Raw genomic sequence first — 17138 nt, forward strand, 5'->3', positions numbered from 1 at the left:
CCGGATGCGGGTTATTCCAGACATCCCCTACGGTCCGCTGCCGCATCAGGCGCTGGACCTTGCCTTGCCCGATCTTCCCCGTGCGGTTGTGGTCTATGCGCACGGCGGAGGGTTTGCCAAAGGCAGCCGCAAGGAAGAGACTTTTGCAGACCTGGTGGCGCGGCTTTGCCCCTTGGGGATTGCCGTTGCCTCGGTGAGTTACCGGCTGGGGGGCGGGCTGGTGGATATGGAGCCATCTGACCGCCCAGCCATGCGCCGCATGGTGGCGGCGAGTGCGGCGGCGGGATTGCGGCTGAACGCCCGGCTATATGGGCCCGCCTTTGCCATGGCGCTGTTTGACCTTGGCCGGGCGGTGTCGGCGCTGAAAAGCGGTGCGCTGGTGTCCGCCCTCACCGGCTTGCCGGTAACCCTGCTGGGGATGAGCGCGGGCGGCATTGCTGCGCTGTCGCTGGCGCATCCGCCAAAGGTCTGGGCGGGGCGGCTGACGCGGCCTGATGCGGTGCTGGCGGTGTCGGCGGCGATGGTGCAGCCGTGGCGCCTGCGCCCCGGCGGGCCGCCCTGTGTGATGCTGCACGGAGGGATTGACCGGATCATCCCGCCAGATGATGCGCGGCTGGCCGCGCGTGTGGCGCAGGAGATGGGTGCTGATCTGCGGGTCATGTTTACCGAGACCTCCGGCCATGTGCCGCAACTGACACGGCTGTTGCACGGGACAGCGCCGGATGGTCGCCCGGCGCTGAGTCTGCTGACCGATCTGGTCGCGCGGACGCTGCTGTGATACAAAGCACCAAAGCTGATGGAGGATGACATGGACCTGACTGCCTGACCCGTTGTTCAAAACGTATCAGTCTGAAAGGGGCACTCCATGCCGTTCCTGAACCCGCACGCCACGCATCCGCTGGTGTTTCCCGATGGCCGCATCCATTCTGATATGGTGCATCTGAACCGGGTGATTGATCACCCGAACATCAGTATCGGCGACCATAGTTATGCCAATGACTTTGCCCCGCCGCAGGATTGGGCGGCGCATCTGGCCCCATATCTCTACCCCGGCGCGCCAGAGCGTCTGACGATCGGGCGGTTCTGCCAGATTGCGCATGGCGCGCGCTTTATCACCGCTTCGGCCAATCACGCGATGGACGGGTTTACCACCTATCCGTTTGGCGTCTTTGACCGCGAGACGCTGGCCGCCTACCGCGACAGCTTTGTGGGCCTGCCGGATACCACCATCGGCCATGATGTCTGGATCGGGCATGGCGCGCTGATTCTGCCGGGGGTCACCTTGGGCCATGGTGTGATCGTCGGGGCGGGGGCTGTGGTGGCGCGCGATGTGCCCGATTATGCCATCGTGGCCGGTAACCCGGCCCGCGTGCTGCGCCTGCGCTTTGCGCCCAAGGTGATTGCGCGGCTGACTGCTCTGGCGTGGTGGGATCAACCGCTGGATCGCATCCGGGCCGCGGTGCCAGCCCTGATCGGGGCCGATATCGACGCAGTGGAAGGCGCGTTTGCCCCTTGACGGGCGCACAGTCCTGCCGTAACCCACCGCGCAGGATAGGGGTATAGCTCAGTTGGTAGAGCGACGGTCTCCAAAACCGTAGGTCGCGGGTTCAAGCCCTGCTGCCCCTGCCATTTCCCAGACGCATGACACGCCTTTGCCGCTTCGGCTGGTGAGGGGTGATGCGGTTCCGGCTTGAATTCGCCGGGCCGAGCGCGTATCTGGGCCAGGAAATCAGGATGACCGGACAGCACATGGCAAAGACCAACCCCCTTCAGTTTGTTCAGCAGGTGCGCGGCGAAGTGGCCAAGGTGGTCTGGCCCACCCGGCGCGAGGTGGTGCTGACCACGATCATGGTGTTCATCATGGCCGCCCTGACCGCCACGTTCTTCAGCCTTGTCGACCTGGGCATCCGCACGGGTCTGGCGGCGGTTCTTACCGCATTCTGATCGCTGCAAGTGGCTTAGCCCTTGAATTCCAAGGCCGGGGGCGGTATTCGGCCCCCTGTTCAAGGGCAGTCCGGCGCGCAATGATTCGTGTTGCGCGCTGTTTTTTGTTCCTTCGAGGCGGCGAGCGTTTCGCGTAAGTCGTTGGAAATACATGAATTTCGGGCGTTGCGGCGTCTGGGCAGACAAGGTGAAACGGGCATGGCCAAGCGGTGGTATTCGGTAAGCGTTCTCTCGAATTTCGAGAAGAAAGTTGCCGAACAGATCAAGACGGCCGTGGCTGAGGCGGGTCTGGGCGAGGAAATCGACGAAGTCATGGTCCCCACCGAAGAGGTGATCGAGGTTCGTCGTGGCAAGAAGGTGACGTCCGAGCGGCGCTTCATGCCCGGCTATGTGCTGGTGCGGATGGAGATGACCAACAAGGGCTATCATCTGATCTCGTCGATCAACCGGGTCACCGGCTTCCTGGGTCCGCAGGGCAAGCCGATGCCGATGCGGGATTCGGAAGTGAACCAGATCCTGAACCGTGTCGAAGAGGGAGAGGCTGCGCCGCGCAACCTGATCCGCTTTGACGTGGGCGAAAAGGTCAAGGTGACCGATGGCCCGTTCGAGGGCTTTGACGGGATGGTCGAGGACGTGGATGAAGAGCACAGCCGCCTGAAGGTGTCTGTGTCGATCTTTGGCCGCGCGACCCCGGTCGAACTGGAATTCACTCAGGTCACCAAAGGACTCTGAGTGTAGCGCGTGGGAGGCGAGCGCCTTTGTCAGTTTCTGACGGGGTGACGGACCGAACCACTAAACCGCGCCACTTGTCCAATCGGGGGCAGGCGCAGTGATAAAGGAGAGGCCAGATGGCCAAGAAGATTATCGGCAGCCTGAAGCTGCAAGTCAAAGCGGGCCAAGCGAACCCATCCCCGCCGGTCGGTCCGGCGCTGGGTCAGCGCGGCCTGAACATCATGGCGTTTGTCAAAGAGTTCAACGCCAAGACCGCTGAAATCACCCCCGGCACCCCGACGCCCGTGATCATCACCTATTACCAGGACAAGTCGTTCAGCCTGGAATTCAAGACGGCTCCGGCCTCGTTCCTGCTGAAGCAGGCTGCTGGCCTGCCGCCGGTTGGCAAGCGTAACCGCGCCAAGGGTTCGGTCAAGCCGGGCCATATGGTGGCTGGCAAGGTGAGCGTGGCACAGATCCGCCAGATCGCCGAAACCAAGATGAAAGACCTGAACGCCAATTCGATCGAAGCGGCGATGCAGATCATCCTGGGCTCCGCCCGCTCCTGCGGCATCGAAGTGAAGGGCTGATCATCATGGCAAAAGTTGCAAAACGTACCGCCGCCGCCCGCGCTCTGTTTGACGGCAAGAACATGGTGTCCGTTGAGGACGCTGTGGCGCTGATCAAGAAAGCCGCCTCGGCCAAGTTTGATGAGACCATCGAAATCGCGATGAACCTTGGCGTTGACCCGCGCCACGCTGACCAGATGGTCCGCGGTGTGGTCCAGCTGCCGAACGGCACCGGCAAGACCGTGCGCGTCGCCGTGTTCGCCCGTGGCGCCAAGGCTGACGAAGCCAAAGCCGCCGGTGCAGACATCGTCGGCGCCGAAGACCTGATGGAAACCATCCAGTCCGGCAAGATCGAGTTCGACCGTTGCATCGCAACGCCGGACATGATGCCGATCGTTGGCCGTCTGGGCAAGATCCTGGGCCCGCGCAACCTGATGCCGAACCCAAAGGTCGGCACGGTGACGATGGACGTGAAAACCGCTGTCGAAGCTGCCAAAGGCGGCGAAGTGCAGTTCAAGGTCGAAAAAGCCGGCGTGATCCACGCGGGTATCGGCAAAGTGTCGTTCGATGAGGCCAAGCTGGCCGAAAACGTCCGCGCTTTCGTTGATGCCGTGGCCAAGGCCCGCCCGACCGGTGCAAAAGGCGCTTACCTGAAAAAGGTGTCGCTGTCTTCGACCATGGGCCCCGGCGTTGCCGTGGACCTGACCTCGGCTTCGGCCTGAGGGATCTGAATTCCCGACCCTTCGGGGAAGGGATGACCGGGCGGCAACGCCCGGTCCTGTCCGAGACGGTGGGTGGCCATCAGGCCTTAATTTTCCTGCCTGAGATGGGGAACGAGACGAAAATCGCCCTCGGGTGATCTTGGCCTACGGAACCCTTCGCGGACCCGAATGCCCCAGACCATCGGGGCCAACTTGAGCCGGGGGGAGACCCCCATACTTGGAGTGAAACTGTGGATAGAGCCCAGAAAGAGAAAGTGGTCGAGGAACTCGGCCAGATCTTCGAAAGCTCTGGCGTTGTGGTGATTGCTCACTACGCGGGAATGACGGTTAAACAGATGCAGGACCTGCGCGCAAAAATGCGCGAAGTAGGTGGGTCCGTTCGCGTTGCCAAGAACAAGCTCGCCAAGATCGCCCTTGAAGGCAAACCCGGTTCTAAAATGGGTGACCTTCTGACGGGTATGACCGTACTTGCCTACTCGGAAGATCCTGTCGCTGCGGCGAAGGTGACCGAAGCTTATGCCAAGGCGAACGACAAGTTCGTGATCCTCGGCGGCGCTATGGGCAATGACGTTCTGGACCAGGCTGGTGTCAAAGCCGTGGCTTCCATGCCGTCGCGCGAAGAGCTTATCGCTCAGATCGTGTCGTGCATCGGTGCTCCTGCTGCGAACATCGCTGGTGCGATTGGCGCGCCTGCTTCGAACATCGCAAGCATCCTGTCGACCATCGAAGAAAAGGCTGCGGCCTGATCTTCGCGTCTCGCGTGGGTTGATCTCACGTCGTTGGAACCCCATCTTTATTAACGGAATGAAAAAATGGCTGATCTGAACAAACTCGCCGAAGAAATCGTTGGCCTGACCCTGCTGCAGGCTCAGGAACTGAAAACCATCCTGAAAGACACCTATGGCATCGAGCCAGCTGCTGGTGGCGCTGTCATGATGGCTGCTGGTCCGGCTGCTGCTGCAGCTCCGGTTGAAGAGCAGACCGAATTCGACGTCGTCCTGACCGACGCTGGCCCGAACAAGATCAACGTGATCAAAGAAGTTCGCACCATCACCGGCCTGGGCCTCAAAGAAGCCAAGGATCTGGTCGAAGCCGGCGGCAAAGTGAAAGAAGCTGTGACCAAAGCTGACGCAGAAGGCTTCAAAAAGAAGCTGGAAGAAGCTGGCGCCAAGGTCGAGCTGAAGTAATCGCGCTTGCGGGTCACACCGCAACGATGATTTCCGACTGGGGATGGAGCAATCCGTCCCCAGTCAAACGCGTCTTGAAAGGTGTTTTTTTGAAAACCCCTTTCCAGGTGCGGCGCGGCTCGGGAGCGGTCCTACGGGACGGATCGCATGAATAGAGCCAACCCTCCTTCGCCAGCGGCGAGTGCCCGTGGCCCGACGGCCATTCGCCAGCGACACGAGAAAAAAAGGTGACGACAAGCATGGCGCAAGCTTATGTAGGCCAGAAACGCATCCGCCGCTATTATGGCAAGATCCGTGAAGTTCTGGAGATGCCGAACCTGATCGAGGTTCAGAAATCCTCATACGATCTATTCCTGAACTCGGGCGAGGGCCCGAAACCTTCGGATGGCGAAGGTATTCAGGGCACGTTCCAGTCGGTGTTCCCGATCAAGGACTTCAATGAAACGGCCGTTCTGGAATTCGTGAAATACGAGCTGGAAAAGCCGAAGTATGACGTTGACGAATGCCAGCAGCGTGACATGACCTATGCGGCACCGCTGAAGGTGACGCTGCGTCTGATCGTGTTTGATGTGGATGAGACCACCGGGGCACGGTCGGTCAAGGACATCAAGGAACAAGACGTCTACATGGGCGACATGCCCCTGATGACCAGCAACGGCACGTTCATCGTGAACGGCACCGAGCGCGTGATCGTGTCCCAGATGCACCGTTCGCCGGGCGTGTTCTTTGACCACGACAAGGGAAAAACCCATTCGTCGGGCAAATTGCTGTTTGCCTGCCGCATCATCCCGTATCGCGGCTCGTGGCTGGATTTTGAGTTCGACGCCAAAGATATCGTGTTCTCGCGCATTGACCGCCGCCGGAAGCTGCCGGTGACCACCCTGCTCTACGCCCTTGGGCTGGATCAGGAAGCGATCATGGATGCTTACTACAACACCGTGAATTACAAATACCTCAAGAACAAAGGTTGGGTCACCAAGTTCTTCCCTGAACGTGTGCGCGGCACCCGTCCGACGTTTGACCTGGTCGATGCCGCCACGGGCGAAGTCATCCTGAAGGCAGGTGAAAAAGCCACGCCGCGGATGGTGAAAAAGTGGGTGGATGACGGTGAGATCACCGAACTTCTGGTGCCGTTTGACCATATCCTTGGCCGCTATATCGCCAAAGACACGATCAACGAAGAAACCGGCGAGATCTGGGCCGAGGCCGGCGACGAACTGACCTGGGAACTGGACCGCGACGGCGAAGTCAAAGGCGGCAGCGTCAAGGTGCTGCTGGATCAGGGCATCACCGAGATTCCGGTGCTCGACATCGACAACGTCAACGTCGGCCCCTACATCCGCAACACCATGGCTGCCGACAAGAACATGGGCCGCGACACCGCGCTCATGGATATCTACCGCGTGATGCGTCCGGGCGAGCCGCCAACCGTTGAAGCGGCAAGCCAGCTGTTCGATACGCTGTTCTTTGACAAGGACCGTTATGACCTGTCCGCGGTTGGCCGGGTCAAGATGAACATGCGTCTGGATCTGGGCAAGCCCGATACCCAGCGCACGCTGGACCGCGACGACATCATTGCCTGCATCAAGGCGCTGACCGAACTGCGTGATGGCAAGGGCGAGATCGACGACATCGACCACCTCGGCAACCGCCGGGTGCGCTCGGTCGGCGAGCTGATGGAAAACCAGTACCGCGTCGGGCTGCTCCGCATGGAGCGCGCGATCAAGGAACGTATGTCGTCGGTGGAAATCGACACGATCATGCCGCAAGACCTGATCAACGCCAAACCGGCTGCGGCTGCGGTGCGCGAATTCTTCGGCTCGTCGCAGCTGTCGCAGTTCATGGACCAAACCAACCCGCTGTCGGAAGTCACCCACAAACGTCGTCTTTCGGCGCTTGGGCCTGGCGGTTTGACCCGTGAGCGTGCTGGCTTTGAAGTGCGCGACGTTCACCCGACCCACTATGGCCGGATGTGCCCGATTGAAACGCCCGAAGGTCAGAACATCGGTCTGATCAACTCGCTGGCCACCTTTGCCCGCGTGAACAAGTACGGCTTCATCGAGACACCCTATCGCAAGGTGATCGACAACAAGGTGACCGATGAGGTGATCTATATGTCGGCGACCGAAGAAATGCGCCACACGGTTGCTCAGGCAAACGCGGCACAGGACTCCGAAGGTCGCTTCACCGATGACCTGATCTCCAGCCGGAAGGCCGGGGAATTCATGCTGAACCCGCCGGATGCGATCGACCTGATCGACGTGTCGCCGAAACAGCTGGTCTCGGTTGCGGCATCCTTGATCCCGTTCCTTGAAAACGACGACGCCAACCGCGCCCTGATGGGTTCGAACATGCAACGTCAGGCGGTTCCGCTGCTGCAGGCCGATGCTCCGTTTGTGGGCACCGGGATTGAAGCGGTTGTGGCGCGTGACTCTGGTGCGGCCATCATGGCCCGTCGCTCGGGCATCATCGACCAGGTTGACGCAACCCGTATCGTTGTGCGTGCAACCGAAATGCTGGAACCGGGTGAGCCGGGTGTGGACATCTACCGTCTGCGCAAGTTCAAACGGTCGAACCAGTCGTCCTGCATCAACCAGCGTCCGCTGGTGAAGGTGGGCGATACGGTGGAACGCGCTCAGGTCATCGCAGATGGCCCCTGCACCGACTTTGGCGAACTGGCCCTTGGCCGGAACGTGATCGTCGCGTTCATGCCGTGGAACGGCTACAACTACGAAGACTCGATCCTGATTTCGGAGCGCATCCTGCGTGACGACGTGTTCACCTCGATCCACATCGAGGAATACGAAGTCGCAGCCCGCGATACGAAACTGGGGCCAGAGGAAATCACCCGCGACATTCCGAACGTCGGTGAAGAAGCGCTGCGCAACCTCGACGAGGCTGGCATCGTCTACATCGGTGCCGAAGTGCAGCCGGGCGACATTCTGGTCGGCAAGATCACCCCCAAGGGTGAATCGCCGATGACGCCGGAAGAAAAGCTGCTGCGCGCCATCTTTGGTGAAAAAGCGTCTGACGTGCGCGATACCTCGCTGCGTCTGCCGCCGGGGGCTTATGGAACCATCGTCGAAGTGCGGGTGTTCAACCGTCACGGCGTCGACAAGGACGAACGCGCGCTGCAGATCGAGCGTGAAGAAGTCGAACGTCTGGCCCGTGACCGCGACGACGAGCTGACCATTCTGGAGCGCAACATCTATTCGCGCCTCAAGACCCTGATCACCGGCAAGACGGCTGTCAAAGGCCCGAAAGGCATCAAATCGGGCTCGACCATCGACGACGAACTGCTGGGCACGCTGTCGCGCGGCCAGTGGTGGCAGCTTGCCCTGAGCGAAGAAGCCGAGGCCAAGGATGTCGAAGCCTTGCACGACCAGTACGAAGCCCAGAAGCGCGCTCTTGAGCACCGCTTTGAGGACAAGGTCGAAAAGGTCCGTCGCGGCGACGATCTGCCTCCGGGCGTGATGAAGATGGTCAAAGTGTTCGTCGCGGTGAAGCGCAAGCTGCAACCGGGCGACAAGATGGCCGGTCGTCACGGCAACAAAGGGGTTATCTCCAAGGTTGTTCCGATCGAAGACATGCCGTTCCTGGCCGATGGCACCGCCGTTGACCTCGTGCTGAACCCGCTTGGGGTTCCGTCGCGGATGAACGTCGGGCAGATCCTTGAAACCCACATGGGCTGGGCCGCGCGCGGTCTGGGTCAGCAGATCGACGAGGCTCTGAAAGAGTATCGCCGCAATGGTGACATGACCCCGGTGAAGGAAGCCATGCGCATCGCTTATGGCGACGAGACCTATGCCGAAGCCTTTGAGGACCGCAACGACGATGATCTGCTGGAGCTGGCAGGCAACGTGACCAAAGGCGTGCCGATTGCCACGCCGGTGTTCGACGGGGCCAAGGAATTGGACGTGAACGACGCGCTGATCCGCGCCGGGTTCGATACGTCCGGCCAGTCCGTGGTGTTCGATGGCCGCTCGGGTGAGCAGTTCCAGCGCAAGGTGACAGTGGGCGTGAAATACATGCTCAAGCTGCACCACCTTGTCGATGACAAGCTGCACGCCCGTTCGACCGGACCGTACTCGCTCGTCACGCAGCAGCCGCTGGGTGGTAAGGCGCAGTTCGGTGGTCAGCGTCTTGGGGAGATGGAGGTCTGGGCTCTGGAAGCTTACGGCGCCGCCTATACCCTGCAAGAGATGCTGACGGTCAAGTCGGATGACGTGGCCGGCCGGACCAAGGTCTATGAAAGCATCGTCAAAGGCGAGGACAATTTCGAAGCTGGCGTGCCAGAATCGTTCAACGTTCTCGTCAAAGAGGTCCGCGGTTTGGGCCTCAACATGGAACTCCTGGATGCGGAGGAAGAGTGAGCGAGGGTTGGGGCATTCCCCAGCAATCACTCGGTAGGGCGGGGTTCACCCCGCCCTGCACCTTCCCCCGCCGCCCTTATTCTCAGGAATTGAAATGAACCAGGAACTCAGCACCAACCCGTTCAACCCGGTTGCGCCCGTCAAGACCTTTGACGAGATCAAGATCTCTCTGGCCTCGCCAGAGCGGATTCTGTCGTGGTCGTTCGGTGAGATCAAAAAGCCCGAAACCATCAACTACCGCACGTTCAAGCCTGAACGCGACGGTCTGTTCTGCGCGCGTATCTTTGGCCCGATCAAGGATTACGAATGCCTGTGCGGCAAATACAAGCGCATGAAATATCGCGGCGTTGTCTGCGAAAAATGCGGTGTGGAAGTCACGCTGCAAAAGGTCCGCCGCGAGCGGATGGGCCATATCGAACTGGCGGCACCCGTCGCGCACATCTGGTTCCTGAAATCGCTGCCAAGCCGCATCGGCCTGATGCTGGACATGACGCTGCGCGATCTGGAACGCATTCTGTACTTTGAAAACTACGTGGTGATCGAGCCGGGTCTGACTGACCTGACCTATGGTCAGCTGATGACCGAGGAAGATTTCCTCGACGCGCAGGACCAGTACGGCGCTGACGCGTTCACCGCCAATATCGGTGCCGAAGCGATCCGCGAAATGCTGGCCGCGATTGATCTGGAACAGACCGCTGACACGCTTCGTGAAGAGCTGAAAGAGGCGACCGGCGAGCTGAAGCCGAAAAAGATCATCAAGCGTCTGAAGATCGTCGAGAGCTTCCTCGAATCCGGCAACCGCCCGGAGTGGATGGTGCTGACCGTTCTGCCAGTGATCCCGCCGGAACTGCGCCCGCTGGTGCCGCTGGATGGCGGCCGCTTTGCGACGTCCGACCTTAACGACCTGTATCGCCGCGTCATCAACCGCAACAACCGTCTGAAACGGCTGATCGAGTTGCGTGCGCCCGATATCATCGTGCGCAACGAAAAGCGGATGCTGCAGGAAGCTGTGGATGCGCTTTTCGACAACGGCCGTCGTGGCCGTGTCATCACCGGCACCAACAAGCGCCCGCTGAAATCGCTGTCCGACATGCTCAAGGGCAAGCAGGGCCGGTTCCGTCAGAACTTGCTCGGCAAGCGCGTCGACTTCTCGGGCCGTTCGGTCATCGTGACCGGGCCGGAACTGAAACTGCACCAGTGCGGTCTGCCGAAAAAGATGGCGCTCGAACTGTTCAAGCCGTTCATCTATTCGCGGCTGGAGGCCAAGGGTCTTTCCAGCACCGTGAAGCAGGCGAAAAAGCTGGTCGAGAAAGAGCGTCCCGAGGTCTGGGATATTCTGGATGAGGTGATCCGCGAACACCCGGTTCTGCTGAACCGGGCGCCGACGCTGCACCGTCTGGGCATTCAGGCGTTTGAACCGATCCTGATCGAAGGCAAGGCTATTCAGCTGCACCCGCTGGTCTGCTCGGCCTTTAACGCCGACTTCGACGGTGACCAGATGGCCGTTCACGTGCCGCTCTCGCTGGAAGCCCAGCTGGAAGCGCGCGTTCTGATGATGTCGACCAACAACGTGCTGTCGCCCGCCAACGGCGCGCCAATCATCGTGCCGTCGCAGGATATGGTCCTTGGTCTGTACTACACGACCATGGAACGCAAAGGCATGGTTGGCGAAGGCATGATGTTCACCAACGTGGATGAGGTCGAACACGCCCTCGCCGCCGGTGCCGTCCACCTGCACGCCAAGATTCAGGCGCGCATCAAGCAGATTGACGAGCATGGCAACGAAGTGTGGAAGCGCTTTGAAACCACACCCGGCCGTCTGCGTCTGGGCAACTTGCTGCCCCTGAACGCCAAGGCTCCGTTCGATCTGGTCAACCGCCTGCTGCGGAAAAAAGACGTGCAGAACGTTATCGACACCGTCTACCGCTATTGCGGTCAGAAAGAGTCGGTCATCTTCTGTGACCAGATCATGACCATGGGCTTCCGCGAGGCGTTCAAGGCCGGGATCTCGTTCGGCAAGGACGACATGCTGATCCCCGAAAACAAGTGGGATATCGTCGGCGAAGTTCGCGATCAGGTGAAGGAATTCGAACAACAGTACATGGACGGCCTGATCACTCAGGGCGAAAAGTACAACAAGGTTGTCGATGCCTGGTCGAAGTGTAACGACAAGCTGACCGAAGCCATGATGTCCACGATCTCGGCCCCCCGGTACGACGCTGATGGCGCCGAACAGGAACCGAACTCGGTCTACATGATGGCCCACTCCGGTGCGCGTGGTTCGGTCAGCCAGATGAAACAGCTGGGCGGGATGCGCGGTCTGATGTCGAAGCCAAACGGCGCGATCATCGAAACGCCGATCATCTCGAACTTCAAGGAAGGTCTGACCGTTCTTGAATACTTCAACTCGACCCACGGCGCCCGCAAGGGTCTGTCGGACACCGCGTTGAAAACGGCAAACTCCGGTTACCTCACCCGCCGTCTGGTGGATGTGGCCCAAGATTGCATCGTGCGGGCCCATGATTGTGGCACCGACCGGGCGATCACGGCACAAGCCGCCGTCAACGATGGTGAAGTGATCCAGACCCTTGCAGACCGCGTTCTTGGCCGCGTTTCGGCCGATGACGTGCTGGTTCCCGGCACCGATGAGGTGCTGGTGGCTGCTGGTGAGCTGATCGACGAGCGCCGCGCCGACCTGATTGATCAGGCCGGGGTTGCGGTCATGCGCATCCGTTCGCCGCTGACCTGTGAAGCGGAAGAGGGCGTCTGCGCCATGTGTTATGGGCGTGACCTTGCCCGTGGTACTCTGGTGAACCAGGGTGAGGCTGTCGGCATCATCGCCGCGCAGTCTATCGGCGAACCGGGCACACAGCTGACGATGCGGACCTTCCACATCGGCGGCATTGCGCAGGGTGGCCAGCAGTCGTTCCTGGAAGCCAGCCAGGAGGGCAAGATCGAGTTCCGCAACGCCAACCTGCTGGAAAACGCGAATGGTGAGCTGATCGTGATGGGCCGGAACATGTCGATTGCGATCATCGACGAGGCCGGTCAGGAACGTGCGGTTCACAAGATCACTTACGGCTCCAAAATCCACGTCAAGGACGGGGCCGAGGTCAAGCGTGGCGCCAAGCTGTTTGAATGGGACCCCTATACCCTGCCGATCATCGCCGAAAAGGGCGGTGTGGCGAAGTTTGTCGATCTGGTCTCGGGGATCTCGGTCCGCGAAGACACCGATGATGCGACCGGCATGACCCAGAAGATCGTGTCCGACTGGCGCTCTGCGCCCAAGGGCAATGATCTGAAGCCGGAAGTCATCATCATGGACCCGGCAACCGGCGAGCCGGTGCGTGGCGAGAATGGCAATCCGATCAGCTATCCGATGTCGGTGGATGCGATCCTGTCGGTCGAAGACCAGCAGGATATCAAACCCGGTGACGTGGTGGCGCGGATCCCGCGCGAAGGTGCCAAGACCAAGGACATCACCGGGGGTCTTCCCCGCGTGGCCGAATTGTTCGAAGCCCGTCGTCCGAAGGATCACGCGATCATCGCCGAAATGGATGGCTACGTCCGCTTTGGCAAAGACTACAAGAACAAGCGCCGCATCACGGTTGAACCCGTCGATGAGACGATGACAGCGGTTGAATACATGATCCCCAAGGGCAAGCACATTCCTGTTCAGGAAGGTGACTTTGTCCAGAAGGGCGACTACATCATGGACGGCAACCCCGCTCCGCACGACATCCTGCGCATCATGGGTGTCGAGGCGCTGGCGAACTACATGATCGACGAAGTGCAGGATGTTTACCGTCTGCAGGGCGTGAAGATCAACGACAAGCACATCGAGGTGATCGTTCGCCAGATGCTGCAAAAGCTGGAGATCCTGGAAAGCGGCGACACCACGCTGCTGAAAGGGGAGCAGGTCGAAAAGATCGAGCTGGACGAAGAGAACCTGAAGGCCCGCAACCGTGGCATGCGCGAGGCGAAAGCCGAACCTGTGCTGTTGGGGATCACCAAGGCGTCGCTTCAGACCCGGTCGTTCATCTCGGCCGCGTCGTTCCAGGAAACCACGCGGGTGCTGACCGAGGCTTCGGTTCAGGGCAAGCGCGACAAACTGGTCGGTCTGAAAGAGAACGTCATCGTCGGCCGGTTGATCCCGGCGGGCACCGGCGGGGCCACCAGCAAGGTCAAGAAGATCGCGGCCGATCGGGATACCGATGTGATCGAGGCGCGTCGGGGGGAGGCTGAACAGGCCGCTGCTCTGGCCGCTCCGATGGAGGACGTGATGGAAAAGGCGCCTGGTCTGGTTGACCCGTTCGAGAGCCGCGACTAAGCCCCGGTTTCTTTGAAACTCAAGCCCCCGCCCGCAGTGATGCTGGCGGGGGTTTTTCGTTCTTCCCCCTGTGTTACAAGATGCGAAATCAAGCAAAAACAATGTGTTGACTCTGCGGGATTAACGCATTGTTTACACTCTCACACCTGCACTGTGGGCGTTGAGGTGTCTGTTTCCGGGCCGTCGCCTTTGGGCGGGTGGGATGCGGATGGCCACTCATGGGGAAATCGCCTCTGGCGAAGCGCAATGTTATACTATAACTAAACCGGGTAATGACAAAACCGGAGGTGGGTATGACCTGCATATCATCTGTAACGACACGACTCTGGGCCTCTGCCGCCGTGACTGTTCTGGCGACGGGCGGGGCCATGGCGCATGACGACGCGGAAAGCCATTACCGGCTGTTCGTTGGCGATCATGCCGAAGGGATCGTCCGCGCGATTGATGCCGAGAGCGGCGAGGCTCTGGCAGCGTTCGAGATCGACATGACCCCGGCGCTGACCCCGAGCGCCAGTGGTCGCACTCTGTTTGCGGTGCAGGGCGACGTGGGCAAGGTGGCGGTGATCGACACCGGCATCGCGCTGGAAGATCACGGTGATCATGCGGACATCATGGTGACCGACCCGGCGCTGCTGGATCTGGTGCTGACTGGCACCAAGCCTGCACATGTGGTCGAAGGCTCCGGCCAGATTGCGCTGTTTGACGACGGCACCGGCGATGTGACGCTGTTTGCGGAAAGCACGCTGCTGGACGGCAGCTTTGCGCCGGTGATGCTGTCGCCGGGGGCGGCGCATCACGGGTTGGCGGCCCCGATGGGCGACTATCTGGTGGTGTCGGTGCCGCATGAAGACCCCGAACAGCCGCGTGTCGGGCTGAAGGTGATCGACAAGGCCGGTGCGCAGGTCGGAGAGGTGGTGAACTGCCCCGCTGTCCATGGGCAGGCGCAATCGGCGCGGGTCTTTGCCTTTGGCTGCAAGGATGGCGTGGTGATCGCGACTCCGGGTCAGGGCGGCGCAGCGCCGGTGCTGGAGCATGTGCCGACGGCAGAGCTGGGCGAGGGCAATGTCTCGACGCTCAAAGGCGGCACGGCGCTGCAGTTCTTTCTGGGCAATTACGGCAGCGATGCCGTGGTGCTGATCGAGCCGGGCAGCGCGGCTCCGTTCCGCAAGATTGATCTGCCGACCCGCCGGGTGGATTTCGCGCTTGATCCGGCGATTGCCCGCAACGCCTATATCCTGACCGAAGACGGCCAGCTGCACCTGCTGGATGTCCTGTCCGGCAAGATCACCCAGAGCGTGAGGGTGACCGAACCCTATTCGATGGATGGCCATTGGCGCGACCCGCGCCCGCGTCTGGCGGTGGCGGGGGATCATATTGCCATCACTGATCCGTTGCAGGGACTGGTGCGGCTGATCTCGACCGAGACACTGACCGAAGTGCGCACTATCCCGGTTGAAGGTGTGCCTTATACCATCACCGCCGTCGGCGGTTCCGGCGCTACACACTAAGCGCACGGCTGGCAGACTGAGGGGGCGGGACCGGAGTCCCGCCCCCTTTTGCATGCCGCCTTTGCGCGCCGCACAGGCGTGTCATTGTCGGCGGGATGACTGCCACAAGGTTTCATCTTGGCCCGACGACATGATTCTGACGCTGGGTTGGCTGCCACCAGAACTTGCCCTGACCCGTGATGCAGATTGTATCCATCACATCTCTGCCCCTTTCCGCCGGATGCGCTGCGGCCTAAGCATCTGGCAGGGCAGGAGACCGGGATGCAGCTTTCCGACAACGCGCGTGGCGCGGTCTATATGATGGTGGCGATGGCGGCGTTTACGCTGAACGACACCGCGATGAAAACGCTGACACAGGATGTGCCGCTGTTTCAGACGATTGCGATGCGGGGCGGGCTGACGCTGCTGGGGCTGATCGGGCTGGCGATTGCACTGGGTCAGTGGAAGCCGCGACTGCCCCGGCGTGACGGGGTAATGATCGGCATCCGCTGTGCGGCCGAAGTGGCGTCGACGGTGCTGTTTCTGGCGGCGCTGGTGCATATGCCGCTGGCCAACCTGTCGGCGATCATGCAGGCGCTGCCGCTTGCGGTGACGCTGGCGGCGGCGCTGATCTTCAAGGAAACGATTGGCTGGCGGCGGATGACGGCGATTCTGATCGGCTTTGCCGGAGTGCTGATCATCATCCGCCCCGGACCGCAGGGATTTGACGTCTGGTCGCTGATGGGGCTTGCGTCGGTCGCCTTTGTGCTGGTGCGCGACCTTGCCGCACGCTCGGTCAGCCGGGCGGTGCCCTCGGTGATGGTGGCGGTCTGGGCCTCGGCGGCGGTGACGGGCGTGGCGGCGCTGGCCAGTCTGGGGACCGGCTGGGTGCCGTTGGACAAGGGGCAGGGGGTGCTGGTGGTGGCGGCGGCGGTGGCGCTGGTGATCGGCTATCTGTTCTCGGTCATGGTGATGCGGGTCGGCGATATCAGCTTTGTCGCCCCGTTCCGCTATACGGCGCTGATCTGGGCGATCTTTCTGGGCTGGCTGGCCTTTGGCACCCTACCGGACCCGCTGACCCTGTTCGGGGCGGGGCTGGTGGTGGCGACGGGCATCTTTACCCTGTGGCGCGAGCGCAAGGTCAGGGCCCGTCTGACCTGACCCGGCCCTGTGCAGCAAGGGTGCTGCTGTTGACATCCCATGCGACTCCCCCTATACGCCCGCTAATCTGACATGCGGAGAGATCGGCATTTCGGAGCCAGAATGCTTGATGTGGTCAAGATCCGGGTCAAAAACCCCGATCCTCTGAAAGTCCACCGCGTCATCCCTGCGCTGGGGATGATTGCGGTTTTGTGCTTTGCGATTCGCGCATGGCACACGTCGAGAAGCAGTGCCCCGAGGTTCGGGGCGAGTATTGACAGCAACACGAGGAACGTGAATGCCGACTATTCAGCAGCTCATCCGCAAACCGCGGGAGCCTAACGTGCGCAAGTCCAAGTCGCAGCACTTGGAAGGTTGCCCCCAGAAGCGCGGTGTTTGTACCCGCGTTTACACCACCACCCCGAAGAAGCCGAACTCGGCTATGCGGAAAGTCGCCAAGGTGCGTCTGACCAACAGCTTTGAGGTCATCTGCTACATCCCCGGCGAAAAGCACAACCTTCAGGAACACTCTGTGGTTCTGATCCGTGGCGGCCGTATCAAAGACCTTCCGGGTGTGCGTTACCACATCCTGCGCGGTGTTCTGGATACCCAGGGCGTTAAAGATCGTCGTCAGCGTCGTTCGAAATACGGCGCGAAGCGTCCGAAGTGAGGGTT

At 60.9% G+C, this 17138-nt stretch carries 13 protein-coding genes and 1 tRNA gene; all 14 read left to right on the top strand.

Features of this window, described 5'->3' with window-relative positions; translation table 11 throughout:
• The first annotated feature begins 4 nt into the window (after positions 1-4).
• The 14 genes from D1012_RS00045 (at position 5) to rpsL (ending at position 17133) form a co-directional block, all read left to right on the top strand.
• Entirely contained in the window at positions 5-778 is a 774-nt protein-coding gene (locus tag D1012_RS00045) for an alpha/beta hydrolase (protein WP_118149324.1), read from the top strand.
• Between the two features lie 87 nt (positions 779-865).
• On the top strand, positions 866-1516 hold the full coding sequence (locus tag D1012_RS00050; RefSeq protein ID WP_118149325.1) for a CatB-related O-acetyltransferase: 651 nt from the start codon (positions 866-868) through the stop codon (positions 1514-1516).
• 37 nt (positions 1517-1553) lie between these two features.
• Positions 1554-1629: transfer RNA gene (locus D1012_RS00055), tRNA-Trp, on the top strand.
• A gap of 120 nt (positions 1630-1749) precedes the next feature.
• Positions 1750-1944: a preprotein translocase subunit SecE gene (gene secE / locus D1012_RS00060; protein ID WP_118149981.1), complete on the top strand. Its 195-nt coding sequence runs from the start codon at positions 1750-1752 to the stop codon at positions 1942-1944.
• Between the two features lie 198 nt (positions 1945-2142).
• Entirely contained in the window at positions 2143-2676 is a 534-nt protein-coding gene (nusG, locus tag D1012_RS00065) for a transcription termination/antitermination protein NusG (protein ID WP_118149326.1), read from the top strand.
• A gap of 116 nt (positions 2677-2792) precedes the next feature.
• Positions 2793-3245 (top strand): 50S ribosomal protein L11, encoded by a 453-nt coding sequence (rplK, locus tag D1012_RS00070; RefSeq protein ID WP_118149327.1) that lies wholly within the window; start codon positions 2793-2795, stop codon positions 3243-3245.
• Positions 3246-3250: 5 nt separating this feature from the next.
• Positions 3251-3946 carry a 50S ribosomal protein L1 gene (gene rplA, locus D1012_RS00075; RefSeq protein ID WP_118149328.1) on the top strand — a complete coding sequence of 232 codons (696 nt, stop codon included), beginning with the start codon at positions 3251-3253 and terminating at the stop codon, positions 3944-3946.
• 230 nt (positions 3947-4176) lie between these two features.
• Positions 4177-4692 carry a 50S ribosomal protein L10 gene (gene rplJ / locus D1012_RS00080; protein ID WP_118149329.1) on the top strand — a complete coding sequence of 172 codons (516 nt, stop codon included), beginning with the start codon at positions 4177-4179 and terminating at the stop codon, positions 4690-4692.
• A 66-nt stretch (positions 4693-4758) separates the two neighbouring features.
• Positions 4759-5133 carry a 50S ribosomal protein L7/L12 gene (rplL, locus tag D1012_RS00085; RefSeq protein WP_118149330.1) on the top strand — a complete coding sequence of 125 codons (375 nt, stop codon included), beginning with the start codon at positions 4759-4761 and terminating at the stop codon, positions 5131-5133.
• 239 nt (positions 5134-5372) lie between these two features.
• A complete protein-coding gene (gene rpoB, locus D1012_RS00090) occupies positions 5373-9506 on the top strand; it encodes a DNA-directed RNA polymerase subunit beta (protein ID WP_118149331.1) in 4134 nt (1377 codons plus the stop codon).
• A 94-nt stretch (positions 9507-9600) separates the two neighbouring features.
• On the top strand, positions 9601-13836 hold the full coding sequence (gene rpoC, locus D1012_RS00095) for a DNA-directed RNA polymerase subunit beta' (RefSeq protein ID WP_118149332.1): 4236 nt from the start codon (positions 9601-9603) through the stop codon (positions 13834-13836).
• A 293-nt stretch (positions 13837-14129) separates the two neighbouring features.
• Positions 14130-15344 (top strand): metallochaperone AztD, encoded by a 1215-nt coding sequence (locus D1012_RS00100; protein ID WP_118149982.1) that lies wholly within the window; start codon positions 14130-14132, stop codon positions 15342-15344.
• A 261-nt stretch (positions 15345-15605) separates the two neighbouring features.
• Positions 15606-16484: a DMT family transporter gene (locus tag D1012_RS00105; RefSeq protein ID WP_233516969.1), complete on the top strand. Its 879-nt coding sequence runs from the start codon at positions 15606-15608 to the stop codon at positions 16482-16484.
• Between the two features lie 277 nt (positions 16485-16761).
• Positions 16762-17133, top strand: coding sequence for a 30S ribosomal protein S12 (gene rpsL / locus D1012_RS00110; RefSeq protein ID WP_103334339.1), 372 nt, complete (start codon positions 16762-16764; stop codon positions 17131-17133).
• Positions 17134-17138 lie beyond the last annotated feature (5 nt).

It is taken from the genome of Pseudotabrizicola alkalilacus (genome assembly GCF_003443995.1).
Lineage (GTDB): Bacteria > Pseudomonadota > Alphaproteobacteria > Rhodobacterales > Rhodobacteraceae > Pseudotabrizicola > Pseudotabrizicola alkalilacus.